The sequence below is a fragment of the Paraburkholderia suaedae genome (assembly GCF_040812055.1).
In the GTDB taxonomy this organism is placed as follows: Bacteria; Pseudomonadota; Gammaproteobacteria; order Burkholderiales; family Burkholderiaceae; genus Paraburkholderia.
The window spans coordinates 271,774-289,425 of sequence record NZ_JBFOAH010000005.1; the positions used below are offsets into that span (position 1 = coordinate 271,774).

Annotated in this window: 14 protein-coding genes and 1 pseudogene; 12 read left to right on the plus strand and 3 right to left on the minus strand. The window is 66.2% G+C overall.

All coding sequences use genetic code 11. The annotated features are described in order from the left end of the window. Positions 1 to 18 precede the first annotated feature (18 nt). The 10 genes from ABQJ48_RS10255 to ABQJ48_RS10300 all read left to right on the plus strand — a co-directional run bounded on the left by ABQJ48_RS10255 (position 19) and on the right by ABQJ48_RS10300 (position 12,582). Positions 19 to 957 (plus strand): UPF0280 family protein, encoded by a 939-nt coding sequence (locus tag ABQJ48_RS10255; protein ID WP_367837778.1) that lies wholly within the window; start codon positions 19 to 21, stop codon positions 955 to 957. Then, positions 933 to 1,523 carry an amino acid synthesis family protein gene (locus ABQJ48_RS10260; RefSeq protein ID WP_367837780.1) on the plus strand — a complete coding sequence of 197 codons (591 nt, stop codon included), beginning with the start codon at positions 933 to 935 and terminating at the stop codon, positions 1,521 to 1,523. The genes ABQJ48_RS10255 and ABQJ48_RS10260 overlap by 25 nt, the downstream gene beginning before the upstream one ends. A gap of 70 nt (positions 1,524 to 1,593) precedes the next feature. Then, complete coding sequence (locus ABQJ48_RS10265; RefSeq protein WP_367837782.1) at positions 1,594 to 2,178, plus strand: amino acid synthesis family protein; 585 nt, start codon at positions 1,594 to 1,596, stop codon at positions 2,176 to 2,178. A 165-nt stretch (positions 2,179 to 2,343) separates the two neighbouring features. After that, positions 2,344 to 4,287: an ABC transporter permease gene (locus ABQJ48_RS10270; RefSeq protein WP_367837784.1), complete on the plus strand. Its 1,944-nt coding sequence runs from the start codon at positions 2,344 to 2,346 to the stop codon at positions 4,285 to 4,287. Further along, positions 4,284 to 5,111 carry an ABC transporter ATP-binding protein gene (locus tag ABQJ48_RS10275; RefSeq protein WP_367837785.1) on the plus strand — a complete coding sequence of 276 codons (828 nt, stop codon included), beginning with the start codon at positions 4,284 to 4,286 and terminating at the stop codon, positions 5,109 to 5,111. Before ABQJ48_RS10270 ends, ABQJ48_RS10275 begins: the two co-directional genes overlap by 4 nt. Continuing rightward, on the plus strand, positions 5,108 to 5,821 hold the full coding sequence (locus ABQJ48_RS10280) for an ABC transporter ATP-binding protein (RefSeq protein WP_367837787.1): 714 nt from the start codon (positions 5,108 to 5,110) through the stop codon (positions 5,819 to 5,821). The genes ABQJ48_RS10275 and ABQJ48_RS10280 overlap by 4 nt, the downstream gene beginning before the upstream one ends. Positions 5,822 to 5,906: 85 nt before the next feature. Beyond that, entirely contained in the window at positions 5,907 to 7,106 is a 1,200-nt protein-coding gene (locus ABQJ48_RS10285; RefSeq protein ID WP_367837789.1) for an amidohydrolase family protein, read from the plus strand. A gap of 25 nt (positions 7,107 to 7,131) precedes the next feature. Next, complete coding sequence (locus ABQJ48_RS10290) at positions 7,132 to 7,650, plus strand: (2Fe-2S)-binding protein (RefSeq protein WP_367837790.1); 519 nt, start codon at positions 7,132 to 7,134, stop codon at positions 7,648 to 7,650. Beyond that, a complete protein-coding gene (locus ABQJ48_RS10295; protein WP_367837791.1) occupies positions 7,647 to 11,276 on the plus strand; it encodes a molybdopterin cofactor-binding domain-containing protein in 3,630 nt (1,209 codons plus the stop codon). The genes ABQJ48_RS10290 and ABQJ48_RS10295 overlap by 4 nt, the downstream gene beginning before the upstream one ends. A gap of 97 nt (positions 11,277 to 11,373) precedes the next feature. Beyond that, positions 11,374 to 12,582 carry an ABC transporter substrate-binding protein gene (locus tag ABQJ48_RS10300; protein WP_367837793.1) on the plus strand — a complete coding sequence of 403 codons (1,209 nt, stop codon included), beginning with the start codon at positions 11,374 to 11,376 and terminating at the stop codon, positions 12,580 to 12,582. A 124-nt stretch (positions 12,583 to 12,706) separates the two neighbouring features. Here the strand turns inward: ABQJ48_RS10300 and ABQJ48_RS10305 are convergent. Next, positions 12,707 to 12,916: pseudogene (locus ABQJ48_RS10305) on the minus strand (hypothetical protein). Between the two features lie 330 nt (positions 12,917 to 13,246). On the opposite strand from ABQJ48_RS10305, the gene ABQJ48_RS10310 reads away from it, so the two are divergent. Continuing rightward, positions 13,247 to 13,771: a DUF6496 domain-containing protein gene (locus ABQJ48_RS10310; protein WP_367837795.1), complete on the plus strand. Its 525-nt coding sequence runs from the start codon at positions 13,247 to 13,249 to the stop codon at positions 13,769 to 13,771. A gap of 122 nt (positions 13,772 to 13,893) precedes the next feature. On the opposite strand, the gene aptA is transcribed toward ABQJ48_RS10310, so the two are convergent. Beyond that, positions 13,894 to 15,222, minus strand: coding sequence for an omega-aminotransferase AptA (aptA, locus tag ABQJ48_RS10315; protein WP_367837796.1), 1,329 nt, complete (start codon positions 15,220 to 15,222; stop codon positions 13,894 to 13,896). A 230-nt stretch (positions 15,223 to 15,452) separates the two neighbouring features. On the opposite strand from aptA, the gene ABQJ48_RS10320 reads away from it, so the two are divergent. Further along, on the plus strand, positions 15,453 to 16,868 hold the full coding sequence (locus ABQJ48_RS10320) for an aminotransferase-like domain-containing protein (RefSeq protein WP_367837887.1): 1,416 nt from the start codon (positions 15,453 to 15,455) through the stop codon (positions 16,866 to 16,868). Between the two features lie 21 nt (positions 16,869 to 16,889). Here ABQJ48_RS10320 and ABQJ48_RS10325 read toward each other — a convergent pair whose 3' ends face one another. Then, positions 16,890 to 17,516 (minus strand): LysE family translocator, encoded by a 627-nt coding sequence (locus ABQJ48_RS10325; protein ID WP_367837798.1) that lies wholly within the window; start codon positions 17,514 to 17,516, stop codon positions 16,890 to 16,892. Positions 17,517 to 17,652: the final 136 nt, after the last annotated feature.

Here is a 17,652-nt window from a genome sequence, read left to right on the forward strand (position 1 = left end):
ACCAACGCGACCACCCTCATGTCCCCCACCCGCATCCGGCTCGATGCAAGCCGCTGGCATTGGCAGCATGGGCCGATCGATCTGATCCTCGGCGCGAGCGGCGAGCCTGCGGCCGTACAGGCTGCGTATCAAGCGTGCTGGGCGCGTTTCGCCGACGTGCTGCCCGAGCTGGTCGCCGAGTTGCAATGGCTGCGGCAACCGGTGCCCGCCGACGCGGCGTTGCACGACAGCGCGTTGAAAGGCCAGGTGGCCCGCCGCATGTGGTCCGCGTGCCATCCGCATCGCGCGCGTTACATCACGCCGATGGCGGCCGTGGCGGGCAGCGTCGCCGATGAGTTGATCTGTGCGTTCGCGCGCGAAGGCGTCGCGCGTGCGTTCATCAACAATGGCGGCGATATCGCGCTGCATCTGAGCGAAGGGCAGCAGTACCGCGTCGGCGTATTCGCCGATCTGGCGAACTGCACCGGCTCGCCTCTTTCGCGCGATCATGCGCTCGACGCCAACCTGACGCTCGACGCCAGCATGCCGGTGCGCGGCATCGCGACGAGCGGCTGGCGCGGCCGCAGCTTCAGCCTCGGTATTGCCGACAGCGTGACCGTGCTCGCCCGCGACGCCGCCAGCGCCGACGCCGCGGCGACGATGATCGCGAATGCAGTGGATCTGGACCATGCCGCAATCGTGCGTCGCCCGGCGTCGTCGTTGAAGGACGATAGCGATCTGGGCGAGCTGCTCGTCACGGTCGACGTCCCCGCATTGGCGCAGCCGTTGATCGACCTCGCGCTCGCGCGCGGCGCCGCGGTCGCACAGCGTCTGCGAGAGCAAGGCTTGATCGAAGGCGCCGCGCTGTTCCTGCAAGGGCGCGTGCGCATTGCCGGCATTCATGAAAACGGCGCACTGTCCGCGCGCCGCGCCCCTACAATAACGGAGGCTCCGTGTTCGAAATACGCCGCGTGCTGACGCACGTCGAAGACATCTTTCACGAGTTCGGCCCCGCGCCCGCGCAACCGCTCAGACGCGGCGCGATTGCCGCGGTGATGACGAACCCGTTCGCCGGCCGCTACGAAGCGAGAATCGAGCACGCTATGGAAGCGCTCAAACCCATCGGCCTGGATATGGCGCAACGGCTGCTCACGGCGATGGCCGTACCGCACGCGTCGATTGAAAGTTACGGCAAGGGCGCGATTGTCGGCGCGCGCGGCGAGTTGGAACACGGCGCGCTCTGGCATGTACCAGGCGGCTATGCGATGCGCGAACTGCTGGAGAAGCACGGCGTGCCCACCAACGCAATCGTGCCGTCCACGAAAAAAGTCGGCGCGCCGTCCACCGCGCTCGACGTGCCGCTCACGCACGTGAACGCGAGCTACGTGCGCAGCCACTTCGACGCAATCGAAGTGCGCGTTCCGGGCGCGCCCGCCGCCGACGAACTCGTGTACATCCTCGCGATGAGCACAGGGCAGCGCGTGCATGCACGGGTCGGCGGCCTCGCGAAGGAGGCGATCGTCGGCAAGGACGGTTTGCGCTGAAGCGTTGCATCGACGCAGCGAAACATGGCAATGCCGCAACATCGAAGCAACGAAACCCGGAGAGAGCGAAATGGCAATCAAGCTTCGCAAGCTGGTCGTGCAGGTGGATGAAACTCGCATTGAAATGGGCCAGGTCGTCGAGCCGCCCGCGCGTCGCGCGGTCGCGATCGCCGTGATCGAGAATCCCTACGCGGGCCGCTATGAGGCCCAGCTCGACGCGCTGATCGAAGCCGGCGCAGAACTGGGCGCGCTGCTCGGCAACCGGTGCGTCGAGGCGCTCGGCATCGCGCCCGGCGACGCGCAAAGCTACGGCAAGGCTGCGATCGTCGGCGAGGCGGGCGAGCTGGAACATGCGGCCGCGATTCTGCACCCGAAGCTCGGCGCGCCGCTGCGAGCCGCAGTCGAAAAAGGCGCGGCGCTGGTGCCGTCGGCGAAAAAAATGGGCACGCTCGGCACCGCGATCGACGTGCCGCTCGGCCACAAGGATGCCGCCTTCGTGCGCAGTCATTTCGACGCGATCGAGGCGCGCGTGTCGGACGCGCCGCGCGCCAACGAAATCGTGGTCGCAGTCGCGGTGACCGCGTCGGGCCGGCCGCTGCCGCGCATCGGCGGCTTGCAGGTGAGTGAGATCGAGGGCGAAGACGGTTTGCGCTGAGTCGTGCAATGCGCTTGTTTCGCCGCTTCCCAAAAGGAATTCTTTCGGGGTAGTGTCCTGCCGTTGACGCGGGCGCGCATCGGGCCGCACGCGCTTCAACGTCTGCTGGGCGCGCCGCCTGCGCCTGCCGCGCACGCGCCGTTCAGCAAGCTGCCGAGGGTCGTGATGCTTTCGAATTTGCTGGTACAGCTGGTCAACGGACTCGCCGACGCGTCGACGCTGTTTCTGGTCGCCGCCGGTTTGTCGCTGATCTTCGGCGTGACGCGCATCGTCAACTTCGCGCACGGCTCGTTCTATATGTTCGGCATCTATGTTGCGTACAGCATTGCGAGCCGCTTCGGACATACGGCGGGCGGCTTCTGGCTGTCGGTGCTGGCGGCCGCACTGGTGGTCGCGGTGCTGGGCGCGCTGGTCGAGATGGTCGTCTTGCGGCGCATCTACCAGGCTCCCGAGCTGTTCCACCTGCTCGCCACCTTCGCGCTGGTGCTGATCTTTCGCGACGCCGCGCTATGGCTGTGGGGCCCCGAGGACCTGTTCGGGCCGCGCGCGCCGCATCTGGCCGGTGCGGTCTCTTTTCTCGGCCATCCGCTGCCTACCTACGACATCGCGCTGATCGTGATCGGGCCGGTCGTGCTGCTGCTGCTGTGGTACGCGTTGACGCGCACGCGCTGGGGCACGCTGGTGCGCGCGGCGACGCAGGATCGCGAGATGCTCGGCGCGCTCGGCATCAACCAGGCGTGGCTGTTTACCGGCGTGTTTTTCGTCGGCGCGTTTCTCGCCGGTCTTGGCGGCGCGCTGCAAGGGCCGCGCATGTCGGCGAATCTGTCGCTGGACCTGGAGACCATCGGCAATGCGTTCGTGGTGGTCGTGGTCGGCGGCATGGGTTCGATTCCGGGCGCGTTCGTGGCCGCGCTGATCATTGCGGAGATCAAGGCGCTGTGCATCGGCATCGGTCATGTGAGCGTCTTCGGCGTCGGCTTGTCGTTGACCCGCTTCACGCTGGTGTCCGAATTCGTCGTGATGGCGATCGTGCTGGTGGTGCGCCCCTGGGGCCTGCTCGGCCGTGCGAGCGCCGTGGTGCGCGCCATGGCGGCGCCGGAAACGCCGTTGCGCCCGGCCGGCAAGCGCCTTAAGTGGCTTGCCGCGCTGGCGCTGCTGATTCTGGTGCTCGCGCCCCTCGCGGCCAACGCGTTTCCGTACCTGCCGGTGCTGCTGGTCGAAATTCTGATCGCGATACTGTTCGCGACGAGCCTGCATTTCATCATGGGGCCAGCAGGCATGCATTCGTTCGGCCATGCCGCTTACTTCGGGCTGGGCGCATACGGCGCCGCGCTGTTCCTCAAGGTATTGAATCTGCCGATGGAAGCGGCGTTGCTGCTCGGACCTTTGTTGGCAGTCGGCGGTGCGTTGGTGTTCGGCTGGTTCTGCGTGCGCCTGTCCGGTGTTTATCTCGCGATGCTGACGCTCGCGTTCGCGCAGATCGTCTGGTCGGTCGTCTTTCAGTGGGACGACGTGACGGGCGGCAGCAACGGCGTGCTGGGCTTATGGCCGTCGAACTGGTTGTCCTCGCCGGTGGCGTATTACTACCTCACGCTGGTCTGCGCGGTAATCGGTGTGGGGCTGTTGCGCAAGATGCTGTTCTCTCCCCTCGGCTATGCGATGCGGGCGTCGCGTGATTCCGTGCTGCGCGCCGAGGCGATCGGCATCGACGTGAAGCGCGTGCAGTGGGCCGCGTTCGTGATCGCGTCGTTGTTCTGCGGACTGGCCGGATCGCTGTATGCGTTCTCGAAGGGCACCATCTCGCCGGAAGTGATCAGCGTGAGCCGTTCGGTAGACGGCCTCGTGATGGTGCTGCTCGGCGGCTTGCAGACCTTGAGCGGACCGATCGTCGGCGCGGCCGTGTTCACCTGGTTGCAGGACACCGTCGCGCGGCAGACCGACTATTGGCAGGCGCTGCTGGGCGTCGTCATCCTGCTGCTGGTGATTGCGTTCCCGCAAGGAATCGTCGGCTTCATTCGCGAGCGTTTCGGCGACGACAGCGCCGATACGAACGACGCCAGCACCGCGCAAGCGTCGCAACGTGCCGCCGCGATCAAGGAGGGGCTATGAGCCTGCTGCGGGTCTCGAATCTCTGCCGATCTTTCGGTGGCCTGACGGCGGTCGACAACGTCTCATTCGATCTCGAAGCCGGTCAACTGCTCGCGCTGCTCGGCCCGAACGGCGCGGGCAAGTCCACCTGCTTCAACATGGTCAACGGGCAGTTGCAGCCGTCGTCCGGATCTATTCGCCTGAACGGACACGAGCTCGTCGGCATGCGTTCGCGCGACATCTGGCGGCTCGGCGTCGGCCGCACGTTCCAGATCGCCGCGACCTTCAATTCGATGACCGTGCTCGAAAACGTCCAGACTGCGCTGGTGTCGCGCGAACGCAAGACCTTCAGCCTCTGGAAGTCCGCGGGCTTGCGCTACGCCGACGAAGCATTCGCGCTGCTTGAACAGGTCGGCATGGGCGCCGACGCGAAGCGCGCCTGCGGCGTGCTCGCGTATGGCGACGTGAAGCGCGTCGAACTGGCGATCGCGCTCGCCAATCGCCCGAAGCTGTTGCTGATGGACGAGCCCACCGCCGGCATGGCCCCGAAGGAACGCAACGAGTTGATGGCACTGACCAAACGTCTGGTCACCGAGCACCAGATCGGCGTGCTGTTTACCGAGCACAGCATGGACGTGGTGTTCGCGTACGCCGACCGGCTGATCGTGCTCGCGCGCGGCAAGCTGATCGCCGAGGGCGACGCCGAGACGATCCGCAACGACCCGCGCGTGCAGGAAGTGTATTTCGGCACCGGCAAAACCTTCCGGCCGCACGCGCCGCTCGACGGCACGGCGGCCGGTCGAGCGGGCCAACCGGGCCTTGGACAACGAGGTGCGCCGCAATGAGCGAGCCGATGCTGAAAGTGTCCGGCCTCAACGCGTTCTACGGACGCGCGCATATCCTGTTCGATGTCGGGCTCGAGGTCGGCCGCGGCGAAGTCGTCGCGCTGATGGGCCGCAACGGCGCGGGCAAATCGACCACGATGAAAGCGGTGATGGGGCTGCTGCCGCGCCGTCATGGCGTGGTGACGTTTCGCGGGCAGAACATCGCGGCGTTGCCGCCGTACCGGATCGCGCGCATGGGCATGGGCTTCGTGCCGGAAGACCGCCGCGTGTTCGCGGATCTCACCGTGATGGAGAACCTCGACAGCGGCCGTCAGCCGCCGCGCGAAGGCGCGCCGCAATGGACGCCGGAAAAGCTGTTTCGCCTCTTTCCCAATCTCGGCGAAATGCCCCGCCGTCCGGGTGGCCAGATGAGCGGCGGCGAGCAGCAGATGCTGACGGTGTCGCGCACGCTGATGGGCAATCCGTATCTGGTGCTGCTCGACGAGCCTTCGGAAGGCGTCGCGCCGGTCATCGTCGAACAGATGGCGAACGTGATTCTCGAACTCAAGCGCGAAGGGCTGTCGATTCTGTTGTCCGAACAGAACCTGCACTTCGCGGAACTGGTCAGCGACCGCGCGTATGTGCTCGAAAAAGGGCAGATCCGCTTTAGCGGCACGATCGGCGAACTCGCGCGGAACGAAACAGTCAGGCGCGCTTATCTGAGCGTGTGATGCGTGAGCGTGTGATGCGGCTCACGCTCGGCGTGCACAGGTGCATGCAGGGATAGTGGGGCAATCGTTGCGAAAGGAGAGGCAGATGGCAGCAGAGACGTTGACAGGCTTGTCAGGCAAGGTGGCGGTAACGAACATCGGGCTGCTGTTATCGGGCGACATCGACCAGCCGATTCTCGACGCGGACACGCTGGTGATCGACGACGGCGTGATCGTCGGGCTCGGCAAGGAGAAGGACTGCGACCTCGAAGGCGCGCGCACCACGGTCGATTGCAAAGGCACCGCGGTGGCGCCCGGCTTGATCGATTCACATGTGCATCCCGTGTTCGGCGACTGGACGCCGCGCCAGAACCAGATGGGCTGGATCGAATCGAACCTGAACGGCGGCGTGACCACGATGATCTCCGCCGGAGAAGTACATTTACCTGGTCGTCCTAAAGATGTGCTGGGTGTGAAGGCGCTTGCGATTACCGCGCAACGGTCGTTCGAAGGAATGCGCGGCGCGGGTGTCGGCGGCGGCGTCAAGGTGATGGCGGGCGCGCCGGTGATCGAAAAGGGCATGGTCGAGGAGGACTTCAAGGAGCTCTCCGAAGCGGGCGTGAAGCTGCTCGGCGAAGTCGGGCTCGGCAGCGTGAAGGGCGGCGAGGAAGCGGCGCAGATGGTCGCGTGGGCGCGCAAGTACGGCATGCAAAGCACGATCCACACGGGCGGCCCGTCGATTCCCGGCTCGGGGCTGATCGATCGCGACGTGGTGCTGGCCGCCGACGCCGACGTGATCGGCCACATCAACGGCGGGCATACGTCGCTGTCGTACCGCCATGTGTGCGACCTGTGCGAGCAGTCGAGCCGCGCACTCGAGATCGTCCACAACGGCAACGAACGCATCGCGTTGCTGACCGCACGACATGCGATCGAACTCAAGTGCCCGCACCGGATCATTCTCGGCACGGACAGCCCCGCCGGTTCCGGCGTGCAACCGCTCGGCATCTTGCGGATGATCGCGCTGATTTCCAGCCTCGCCGACGTGCCGGCCGAAATCGCATTCTGCTTCGCGACCGGCAATACCGCGCGGCAACGCAATCTGCGCCAGGGGCTGATCGAAGTGGGCCGTCCGGCCGACCTCGTATTCATGGATCGCGCGCAGCACACGGCAGCCGACACGCTGCTCGAAAGCGTGCAGCTCGGCGACATTCCGGGCGTGGGCATGGTGATGATCGACGGCTTGATTCGTTGCCGGCGAAGCCGTAATACACCGCCGGCCACCGAAGTACCGGTGGTGTTCTGAGCAAGGGCCGCAACACGTGAACGACATGGTGACCCACCATCCCGCGCCGCTCGTGCTGAACGTGAACGGCGCGACCCATCGGGTGTGCGCCGCCGCCGACACGCCGCTGCTTTACCTGCTGCGCAACGACCTCGCGTTGAACGGGCCGAAGTTCGGCTGCGGGCTGGGCGAGTGCGGTGCGTGCACCGTGCTGCTCGACGGCATGCCGACGCGCGCCTGCGTGACGACCGCGCAGGTGGCAGTGGGGCGCGAGATCACGACGCTCGAAGGCCTCGGCACGCGTGCCGCGCTGCATCCGGTGCAACAGGCGTTCATCGAAGAGCAGGCCGCGCAGTGCGGCTATTGTCTGAGCGGCATGATCCTCACTGCCAAGGCGTTGCTCGATCGCGATCAGCATCCGGGCGTCGAGACGATCCAGCGCGAGCTGTCGCGCAACCTGTGCCGCTGCGGCACGCATATCGAGATCGTGCGGGCGGTCCAGCGCGCTGCCGAATTGCTCGCCGCGCAAGCGGCCGCCGCCGTGCAGGAAGGAGCGCGCCCATGACGGGTCCGGATTTGAGCGTCGACCGACGCGCCACGCCGCCGTCGCGCAAACACTTGTATGACGCGCAGAGTGTGCTGATCGTCGCGCGGCCGCCGCAAGCGCCAGTGAAGAGCGTGACCGGTCAGCCGGGCTCGCGCTCGTCGTTCGTGCCGACCGAGTCGGACCTGTTCCTCGTCGTGCGCGACGACGGGAGCGTGGTCGCGTTCAACGGGCATGTCGATCTCGGTACGGGCATCGGCACGGCGCTCGCGCAGATCGTCGCGGAAGAACTGGATGTGCCGCTCACGCGGGTGTCGATCGTGCTTGGCCACACCCGCGAAACACCGAATCAGGGACCGACGATCGCGAGCGCGACGATCCAGATTTCAGCGGTGCCGTTGCGGCACGCCGCGGCGCAGGCGCGTCACTATCTGCTCGCGCAAGCGGCGGCGCGCTTGCAGGTCGGCGTCGAGCAGTTGGACGTCCAGGACGGCCGCGTGTTTGAACGCGGCGGCGATCCGGTAAAAAGCATTCAATACGGAGAACTGATCAAAGGGCGACACGTCGAACTGGAACTTTCCTGCGACGCGCCTTTGAAATCGCCGGAGCGCTACCGGATCGTCGGCACCAGTGCGCCGCGCATCGATATTCCCGCCAAGGCAACCGGCGAATTGAGTTTCGTGCATGACGTGCGCGTGCCCGGCATGCTGCATGGCCGCGTCGTACGCCCGCCCTATGCGGGCGTCGCGCAGGGCGACTTCATCGGCAACAGCCTGCTGCATGTCGACGAAGAGTCCATCCGCGATTTGCCCGGCATCGTCAAGGTGGTGGTGATTCGCGATTTCGTCGGCATCGTCGCGCAGCGCGAGGAAATCGCACAGCAGGCGGTGAGGCGGCTCGACGTGCGCTGGAAAGCGGTCGACGCTTTGCCGCCGCTCGAGACCAGCGAACAGGTGGAAGCCGCGTTGCGCGCAAATCCGGCCACGCGGCGCGAGCTGATCGTCGACGGCGACGTGGATGCGGCGCTCGCGCAAGACCCGGGTCGAACGCTCGAACGCACTTACGTGTGGCCGTTCCAGATGCATGCGTCGATTGGGCCGTCGTGCGCGGTGGCCGACTATCGCGACGGTGCGTTGAAGGTCTGGTCGGGTACACAGAATCCGCATTCGCTGCGCGCCGACCTCGCGTTGCTGATGGCGATGGACGAGGCGCGCATCGAGATCGTGCGGATGGATGCGGCAGGCTGCTACGGCCGCAATTGCGCGGACGATGTCGCGGCCGACGCCGCGCTGCTCTCGCGCGCAACCGGTGCGCCGGTGCGCGTGCAGCTGTCACGCGAGGACGAGCATGCGTGGGAGCCGAAAGGCGCGGCGCAGCTGATGGACGTGCGCGGCGCGTTGAGCGCCGACGGCGAGCTGGCTGCGTACGACTTTGCGACACGCTATCCGTCGAACGACGCGCCCACGTTGGCGCTGCTTCTGACCGGCACGATCTCCGCGCAGCCGCAGGTGTTCGAGATGGGCGACCGTACAGCCGTGCCGCCTTACGACTACCGCAGCATGCGCATCGTGTGCGACGACACGCCGCCGATCGTGCGGGCGTCCTGGCTGCGCGGCGTGTCGGCGTTGCCGAATACGTTCGCGCACGAGTCGTTCATCGACGAACTCGCGGCGCAAGCGGGCGTCGATCCGGTCGAATTCAGGCTCAAGCATCTGAACGACCCGCGCGCGATCGATCTGGTGAAGGCCGTCGCCGAGAAAGCCGGCTGGCAACCGCGCGCGCCGGCGCACAGCGCCCAACCCGCACAGCCCGCGCCCCAGCAGGAAGGCGACATCGCGCGCGGCCGAGGCATCGCTTACGCGCGCTACGTGCACAGTAAATTCCCCGGCTTCGGCGCAGCGTGGTCCGCGTGGATCGCCGATGTCGAAGTGAATCGCAAAAGCGGCGAACTGGCGGTGACGCGCGTGGTGGTCGGCCAGGACAGCGGCACGATGGTGAACCCCGATGGCGTGCGTCATCAGATTCACGGCAACGTGATCCAGGCGACCAGCCGTGCGTTGAAAGAGCGCGTGACCTTCGGCGGCAACGCGGTGACGAGCCAGGAGTGGGGCGCATACCCGATCCTGACCTTCCGCGAGGTGCCCGTGATCGACGTTGTGATGATGCCGCGTCACGGCGAGCCGCCGATGGGCGTCGGCGAATCGACATCGCTGCCCGGCGCGGCCGCCATCGCCAATGCGCTATTCGATGCGACCGGCGTGCGCTTTCGGCGCCCCCCGTTCACGCCGGAAACGATCCGCGCCGCGCTTGCCGACGCGCAGGCCGAGGCCGCCGCGGCGCGCAAGAAGAAGCGCTGGCGATTCGGTTTGCTGGGCGCGTTCGCGGCGGGCGCGGCGGGCTGGCTGGGCGCGCTGTCGGTCGCGCCGGCAGCCATCGCGCCGATTGCCCCGCCGCTCGCAAGCGCGTTCGCGCCCGACCTGGTGGCGCGCGGCAAACTGCTGGCTTCGCTCGGCAATTGCGCTGTGTGCCATACCGCGCGCAACGGCGTGCCGAACGCCGGCGGCAAGCCGCTCGATACGCCGTTCGGCACGGTCTACAGCACCAACATCACCCCGGATGGCCAGACCGGCATCGGCCACTGGTCGCTGGAAGCCTTCACTCGCGCGATGCGGCAAGGCATCAGCCGCGACGGTCACCGTTTGTATCCGGCGTTCCCGTACACATCGTTCAAGAACGTGTCCGACGACGATCTGCACGCGCTGTACGCTTATCTGATGTCGCAAACGCCGGTCCGCTCCCGCGCACCGGCAACGCAGCTGCGGTTTCCATTCAACCTGCGTCCGTTGATGGCCGCATGGAACGGCCTTTTTCTCGGCCGCAACGCGTTCACGCCGAGCGCGACCCAAAGCGCGCAATGGAATCGTGGCGCGTATCTGGTCAACGGCCTCGGTCATTGCAGCGCGTGCCACACGCCGCGCAACGCATTCGGTGCCGAGAAAACCGGCGCGGCGTTCATGGGCGGCGGCAGCGCGGAAGGCTGGGAAGCGCCCGCGCTCTCCATCCGATCGGCCGCGCCCGTGCCCTGGAGCGAGGACGAACTGTTCAGCTATCTGCGCTTCGGTCACGCGCCGCTGCACGGCGTGGCGGCGGGGCCGATGGCGCCGGTGATCGCCGATCTGGCGGCGCTGCCCGACAGCGATATCCGCGCGATGGCCGCCTATCTGGCGTCGCTCAATCCGCTCGAACCCAATGCCGATCCGGCCGCCACGGCGCGTCAATATGAGCGGGCCAGCATGATCACCGGCGCGCCGGCGGGGCTCGGCGCGCGGCTCTTCGACGGCGCGTGCGCGGCCTGTCATCACACGGGCAGCGGGCCGCAGTTGTTCGGCGCGCATCCGTCGCTCGCGCTCAATACCAATGTGCACAGCGCGAGCCCCGACAACCTGATTCGCGTGATTCTCGACGGCATCGGCTCGCCTGCGCGGCCCGAACTGGGTACGATGCCGGCTTACCGCGACAGTTTCAACGACGCCCAGGTCGCCGAACTCGTGTCGTATTTGCGTCAGCAGTTCGCGGGCGGCAAGCCGGCATGGCGGGACGTCACGGCGAGCGTGGCCCGAATCCGCGCGACGCCGCGGGCTGAGTGAATTCCAAAGCGGTTCGAACGCACGATTACCGGCCGCATCACAAGCCCCATTCCGAGCACCACCATTCAAGCAATCCTTCTGATAACGGAGAACAAGCATGACCACGCGCGCAGGATGGATCTCTCGCCTTACGGTGTCGACGGTGTGCTCGCTCGCCGCGCTCGCCGCGAGCGCCCAGCAGACCATCAAGATCGGCGAGATCAACAGCTACAAGGCGCAGCCCGCCTTTCTCGGCCCTTACAAGAACGGCTGGAACCTCGCGCTCGACCAGGTGAACGCTGCGGGCGGCGTGCTCGGCAAGCAACTCGAAGTCGTGTCGCGCGACGACAACGGCAACCCCGGCGACACGATCCGGGTCGCGCAGGAACTGATCGCGCGCGAGCAGGTGCAGTTGCTGTTCGGCGGCTTCCTGTCGAACACCGGCCTCGCGCTCACCGACTTCGCGAAGCAGAAGAAGATCTTCTTCCTCGCGGCCGAACCGTTGACCGACAAGATCGTCTGGGCCGATGGCAACAAATACACGTACCGTTTGCGTCCTTCCACATACATGCAGGTGGCGATGCTGGTGCCGGAAGCGGCCAAGCTGAAGAAAAAGCGCTGGGCGCTGGTGTATCCGAACTACGAGTACGGCCAATCCGCGGTGGCGACGTTCAAGAAGCTGCTGACGGCGGCGCAGCCGGACGTGCAGTTCGTGGTCGAACAGGCCACGCCGCTGGGCAAGGTCGACGCGGGCGCAGTCACGCAGGCGATCGCCGATGCCAAGGCCGATGCGATTTTCAACGTGCTGTTCGGCGCGGACCTCGGCAAGTTCGTGCGCGAAGGCAATACGCGGGGGCTCTTCAAGGATCGCAGCGTGGTGTCCTTGCTGACCGGCGAGCCCGATTATCTCGATCCGCTGGGCGCGGAAGCCCCGACTGGCTGGATCGTGACCGGCTACCCGTGGTATTCGATCGATACGGCCGCGAACAAAAAATTTGTCGATGCGTATCAGGCCAAGTACCACGATTATCCGCGGCTGGGCTCGGTGGTCGGCTATTCGGCGCTGATGTCGATCGCGGACGGCATCAAGAAGGCCGGCTCGGTCGATTCCGACAAGCTTGCCGCCGCCTTCAAGGGCCTCAAGGTCGAGACGCCGTTCGGCCCGATCACGTATCGCGCGCAGGACAATCAGTCGACCATGGGCGCGTATGTCGGCGTGACCAGCTTGAAGGATGGCAAGGGCGTGATGACGTCGTACCGGTATATCGACGGCGCAAGCGTTCAGCCGTCGGATGCCGAGGTCAAGAAGCTGCGGCCTGCCGACTGAAACTGAACGCGCTGCTCGCTATCGGCGCACGTTATGCCGGCAGCGCCGGCGGTTTTCCATGCCGCCGGCGTCGAAAGAAAACCGGCCCACGCCGGCAGTCACGACGCGAACAAGCCGCGCACGGCTACTCTTCCGCGTCGTGCTCCATGACGAAGCGCCTTAGATAAGCAAGCACCGCGGCTTCGACCGCGCGATGATCCGCGGTGCTCTTCGAGCCCGCGTTTTCCTCATCGCCGAACAGCGTGGATGGCGCGTTGTGCACATCCACCTCCTGGCCTTCGCGGAATACGCGGATCTCGTGAACGTCTTCCGCGTATTACGCGACCCAGTGCACGCCTTCGATATGCGCACCGGCGCGAACGGTAGGTATCTTCATGGTGCTCTCCCGTCGGGCCGGACCACGGCGCCGACCCTTGTTTACACCATACGCCGTCCAGCTGACGCGTGCGAGTTCCGCAACGCGTTTTGCCGGCGTGCTGCCGCGCTTGCGACGCTTGTGCGGGTCCACCTGGATCTGCCAGTGACCGTCAGCGCACAAGTGCAAGCCGCCCAGAGGACAACGCGCTCAAGCAGAAGGTGGTTCACGTTGGAACGCACATGCGCCGGATCGCTTTGGCATAGCAGTTGCTGCACTGAGAAGGCCACAGTCAACTGGAGAACCGTCATGCCCGAAAAGAAAACCCTCAAGCGCGCTGAAGCCGACAAGCGTGCCGGCAAGTCAGCCAGTACTCAGGCAGGAGAGTTCATCAAGGAACAGGTCGACAAGGTACGCGCCGGCAAGCACGGCGTCAGGTCGCCGAAGCAGGCGATTGCTATCGGCCTGTCGGAAGCGCGCCGCGCGGGCGTCGACGTGAAGCCCCCGAAGAAGGGCACGACGAGCGAAGCGACGCGCAAGAAAGCCGAGAAGGACAGCGACGCCGGACAGCACAAGAGCACCGCGCGAAAGAGCGCGAGCACGGAGTCGAAGGCCAAACGCTCGCAAGCTTCGACCAATGCGTTGAAACGCGAGAGCACCGCCGGTGCGTCGCACGCGGCGATGTCCAAACAGGCGAAGTCGGCGGCGGCCAAGCGCCCGGCGGCTAGCCGCTCGGCGGCGGCGAAGAAAGCCGCCGAGACGAAAGGTGCAGCGGGTCGCTCGGCGGCTGCAAAGAAAGCAGCGCAGACGCGGGCATCGCGCGCGCATCACTGACGCGTGCCGGTACGGGTGCGCGGCATCCGCGCGCAGCGGCAAACCCGCGTGCCCTGGCTGCGCAAAGAAAAGCGGCGCATGCGCCGCTTTCTTCTTGCCTTGCCAGGATGCCGTTGCTCGACTTACTCGACGGTAGCCAGCACGTCACCCACGGTCTTGAAGATGTGCGCGATCTGCTCTTCGTCGATGATGAGCGGCGGCGAGAACGCGAGGATGTCGCCCGTGAAGCGCACCAGCACGCCCGCCTCGAAGCACTTCACGAACGCTTCATAAGCGCGCGCACCCGGCGCGCCGTCGCGCGATTCGAGCTCGATGCCCGCGATCATGCCAAGGTTGCGCACGTCCTTCACGTGTTTCGCGCCGCGCAGCGAATGGGCCGCGGCTTCGAAAGTCGGGGCGAGCATGGCCGCGCGCTCGAACAGGCCTTCGCGGCGATACAGGTCGAGCGTCGCCACGGCGGCGGCGGCCGCCACCGGGTGCGCCGAATAGGTGTAGCCGTGGAACAGCTCGATCGCGCCTTGCGCGCCGCTGTTGACGATTGTGTCGTGGATCGTGCGGCTCGCCGCGACCGCGCCCATCGGCACCGCCGCGTTGTTGATCGCCTTCGCCATCGTGATCAGGTCCGGCGTCACGCCGAAGTATTCGCTCGCGGTCGCCTTGCCGACGCGGCCGAAGCCGGTGATCACTTCGTCGAAAATCAGCAGGATGCCGTGCTTCGTGCAGATCTCGCGCAGCTTCTGCAGATAGCCCTGCGGCGGAATCAGCACGCCCGTCGAACCGGCTACCGGCTCGACGATCACTGCGGCGATGGTCGACGCGTCGTGCAGTGTGACGATGCGCTCCAGTTCGTCGGCCAGATGCGCACCCCACGCGGGCTGCCCCTTCGAGAACGCGTTGTGTTCGAGATCGTGCGTGTGCGGCAGATGATCGACCGCCGGCAACAGCGCGCCGGAGAACGTCTTGCGATTGGGCGCGATGCCGCCCACCGAGATGCCGCCGAAACCCACGCCGTGATAGCCGCGCTCGCGACCGATCAGCCGCGTGCGCTGCCCTTCGCCGCGCGAGCGGTGGTAGGCGAGCGCGATCTTCAGTGCGGTGTCGACCGATTCGGAACCCGAGTTCGTGAAGAAGATGCGATCGAGACCGGCCGGCATCAGCTCGGCGACCTTGGTGGCGGCCTCGAACGCGAGCGGGTGGCCCATCTGGAAGGTCGGCGCGAAGTCGAGCGTCGACAGTTGCCGGCTGATCGCGGCGACGATCTCGTCGCGCCCGTGACCGGCGTTCACGCACCACAGGCCCGCGCAGCCGTCGAGCACCTCGCGCCCGTCGGTGCTGCGGTAGTACATGCCCTTGGCCGATTCCAGCAGGCGCGGAGCGGCCTTGAACTGGCGGTTGGCGGTGAAAGGCATCCAGAAGGACGACAGGTCGTCGATGACGGGGCGCGAAGTCATGGGTATCTCCTCGAAGTGGCGTCCCCTTGGGGACTTCCGTTGATAGCCAAACTGTAGCGTTCGCGGTTTAATGACGGCATAAACAGTTGACGCAGTGTGGTGCTCACTGTGCTGGTGGATTGGCGTCAACTGTGTCGAGGAAAGCGCTGCGCCACCTGGCCGAGCCGCCCCGACTCGCGTTGGGTTGCCGTCCGCTCGCCGCCAACTTTTGCCGGATTTTCGTCCTGACCATGATCGAACTCGAACTCGAGCGCGACCGCCGCGCCGCGCCCACGCTCGTCGAGCAGGTGGTGCAAGGCTTCGCGCGCGCCATCGAGGCGCAAACGCTGCGCGCGGGCGCGTTGCTGCCCTCGGTGCGGCAACTCGCGCACAGCCATGCGTTGAGCACGTTCACCGTGACCGAGGCCTATAACCGGCTGGTGTCGATGGGCCTCGTGGTCGCGCGGCGGGGCTCCGGCTACCGCGTGGCCGCGCGCGCTTCATCCCCGCGCGCGGCCGTCGCCGAGTGGCAGCCGCCCAGCCTCACCGCCACCTGGCTGCTGTCCGACGTGTTCGCCGACCACTCGGTGCCGATCAAGGCAGGCGGCGGCTGGCTGCCGAACGAGTGGATCAACGAGACCGGCTTGCAGCATGCATTGCGCGCAACCAGCCGGGTGCCGGCCGCGCGCCTGGGCGACTATGGGCATCCGTACGGGTTCGCGCCGTTGCGCGAGCGGATCGCCGAGCAGCTCGACCGGCGCGGGCTGCCCGTCGACGTCTCCAATGTCCTGCTCACGCAGGGCGCGACGCAGGGGCTCGACCTGATCGTGCGCACGCTGCTGCGCGCGGGCGATGCGGTGATCGTCGAAGACCCCGGCTATTGCAATCTGCTGCAGATCCTCAAGCTCGCCGGGCTCGTCGTGCATGGCGTGCCGCGCACGCCGGCGGGTGTCGATACCGATGTGCTCGAAACGCTCGTCGCGCAGCACCAGCCGAAGGCGATCTTCGTCAACACCACGCTGCAGAATCCGACCGGCGCGACGTTTGGCATGTCGGCGGCGTTCCGCTTGCTGCAGTTCGCCGAGCGTCGGCGCATGTGGGTGATCGAGGACGACGTGAGCCGCGAACTCGCGCCGCCGGGCGCGCCGCTGTTCGCCGCGATGGAAGGCTTGCAGCGCGTGCTGTACGTCGGCGGATTTTCCAAGACGGTGACGCCGGGGCTGCGCTGCGGCTACGTGGTCGCCGAGCAGGGGGTGCTGCGCGAACTGGCGCGCACGAAAATGGCGGTGGGCTTGACGTCGTCGGAGGCAATCGAGCGGATCGTCGACAAGGTGTTGCTCGAAGGGCGCTACGCGCGTCATGTGGAGCAGGTGAACGAGCGGCTCAAAATCGTGCACGCGAGCGTCGAAGAACGGCTCGATACGCTCGGCCTTGAAGTGTTTCACCGGCCGCGCGCTGGACTCTTTCTGTGGGCGCGCTTGCCGATCGAAGCCGAGCGGGCTGGCGAAGTGGCGACCGCCGCGCTCACCCACGGCATCTGGCTCGCACCGGGCTCCTACTTCCGCCCCAATGACGCGCCCAGCGCCTGGTTCCGCTTCAACGTCCCGTACTCGACCGACGACGCGTTATGGCGCTTCATCGAGCGAGTCGGGCAGGGCAGGCTCTAGGCGTGCCGTCTCAGTGCCGGCTCAGGAGCCCGAGATGCCGAGCAGGCGCAGCGCGATCGGATACAGCGAGAACACGAGCAGCAGCGCCATCGCCACATTGAAGATGCGCAAACGCTTCGGGTCCGACAGCACACGGCGCATCGCGGTGCCGAAGCCGGCCCACAGACAGATGCACGGAAAGCCGACCACATAAAAGATGACCGCCATGGCGACCGCGTTCATGCTGTAGTTGTGGCTGAGGTGGACGGTCGTCGCCGCAGTCAGCACCATCATCCATGCCTTGGGATTGACCCACTGGAACGCGATGGCTTCGTGAAAGCGCATCGGCCGGCGCTCGCCTTTTTTCATTTTCAATTCGCCGGAAGTGCCGATTTTCCACGCGAGGTACAGCAGATAAGCCACGCTCGCGACTTCGAGCACCGTGTAGAGCACAGGAAAATGGACGAAGGCTTCGCCCAGACCGATACCGACCGACAGCATCAACAGCACGACCCCGAGACTGATGCCGGAAAGATGCGGCAGCGTGCGGCGAAAGCCGAAGTTCACGCCCGAGGCGAGCAGCATCGTGTTGTTGGGACCGGGCGTGATGCTGGTGACGAGCGCGAACAGAATACCGGCGGGCAACGCGCTGAGAGTGAGGTACGACATGATGGCTCCGGTGTCGGCGGCAAGACGATGGAGCCCATTCTAGCGAGCGGGGCCGGTACAGTACCGATACGCTTGCGCGGATGCTGGCCGGTACGGGTTCGACCCGCTGGCATTCAGCGGTTTTGACCGCGCGCGA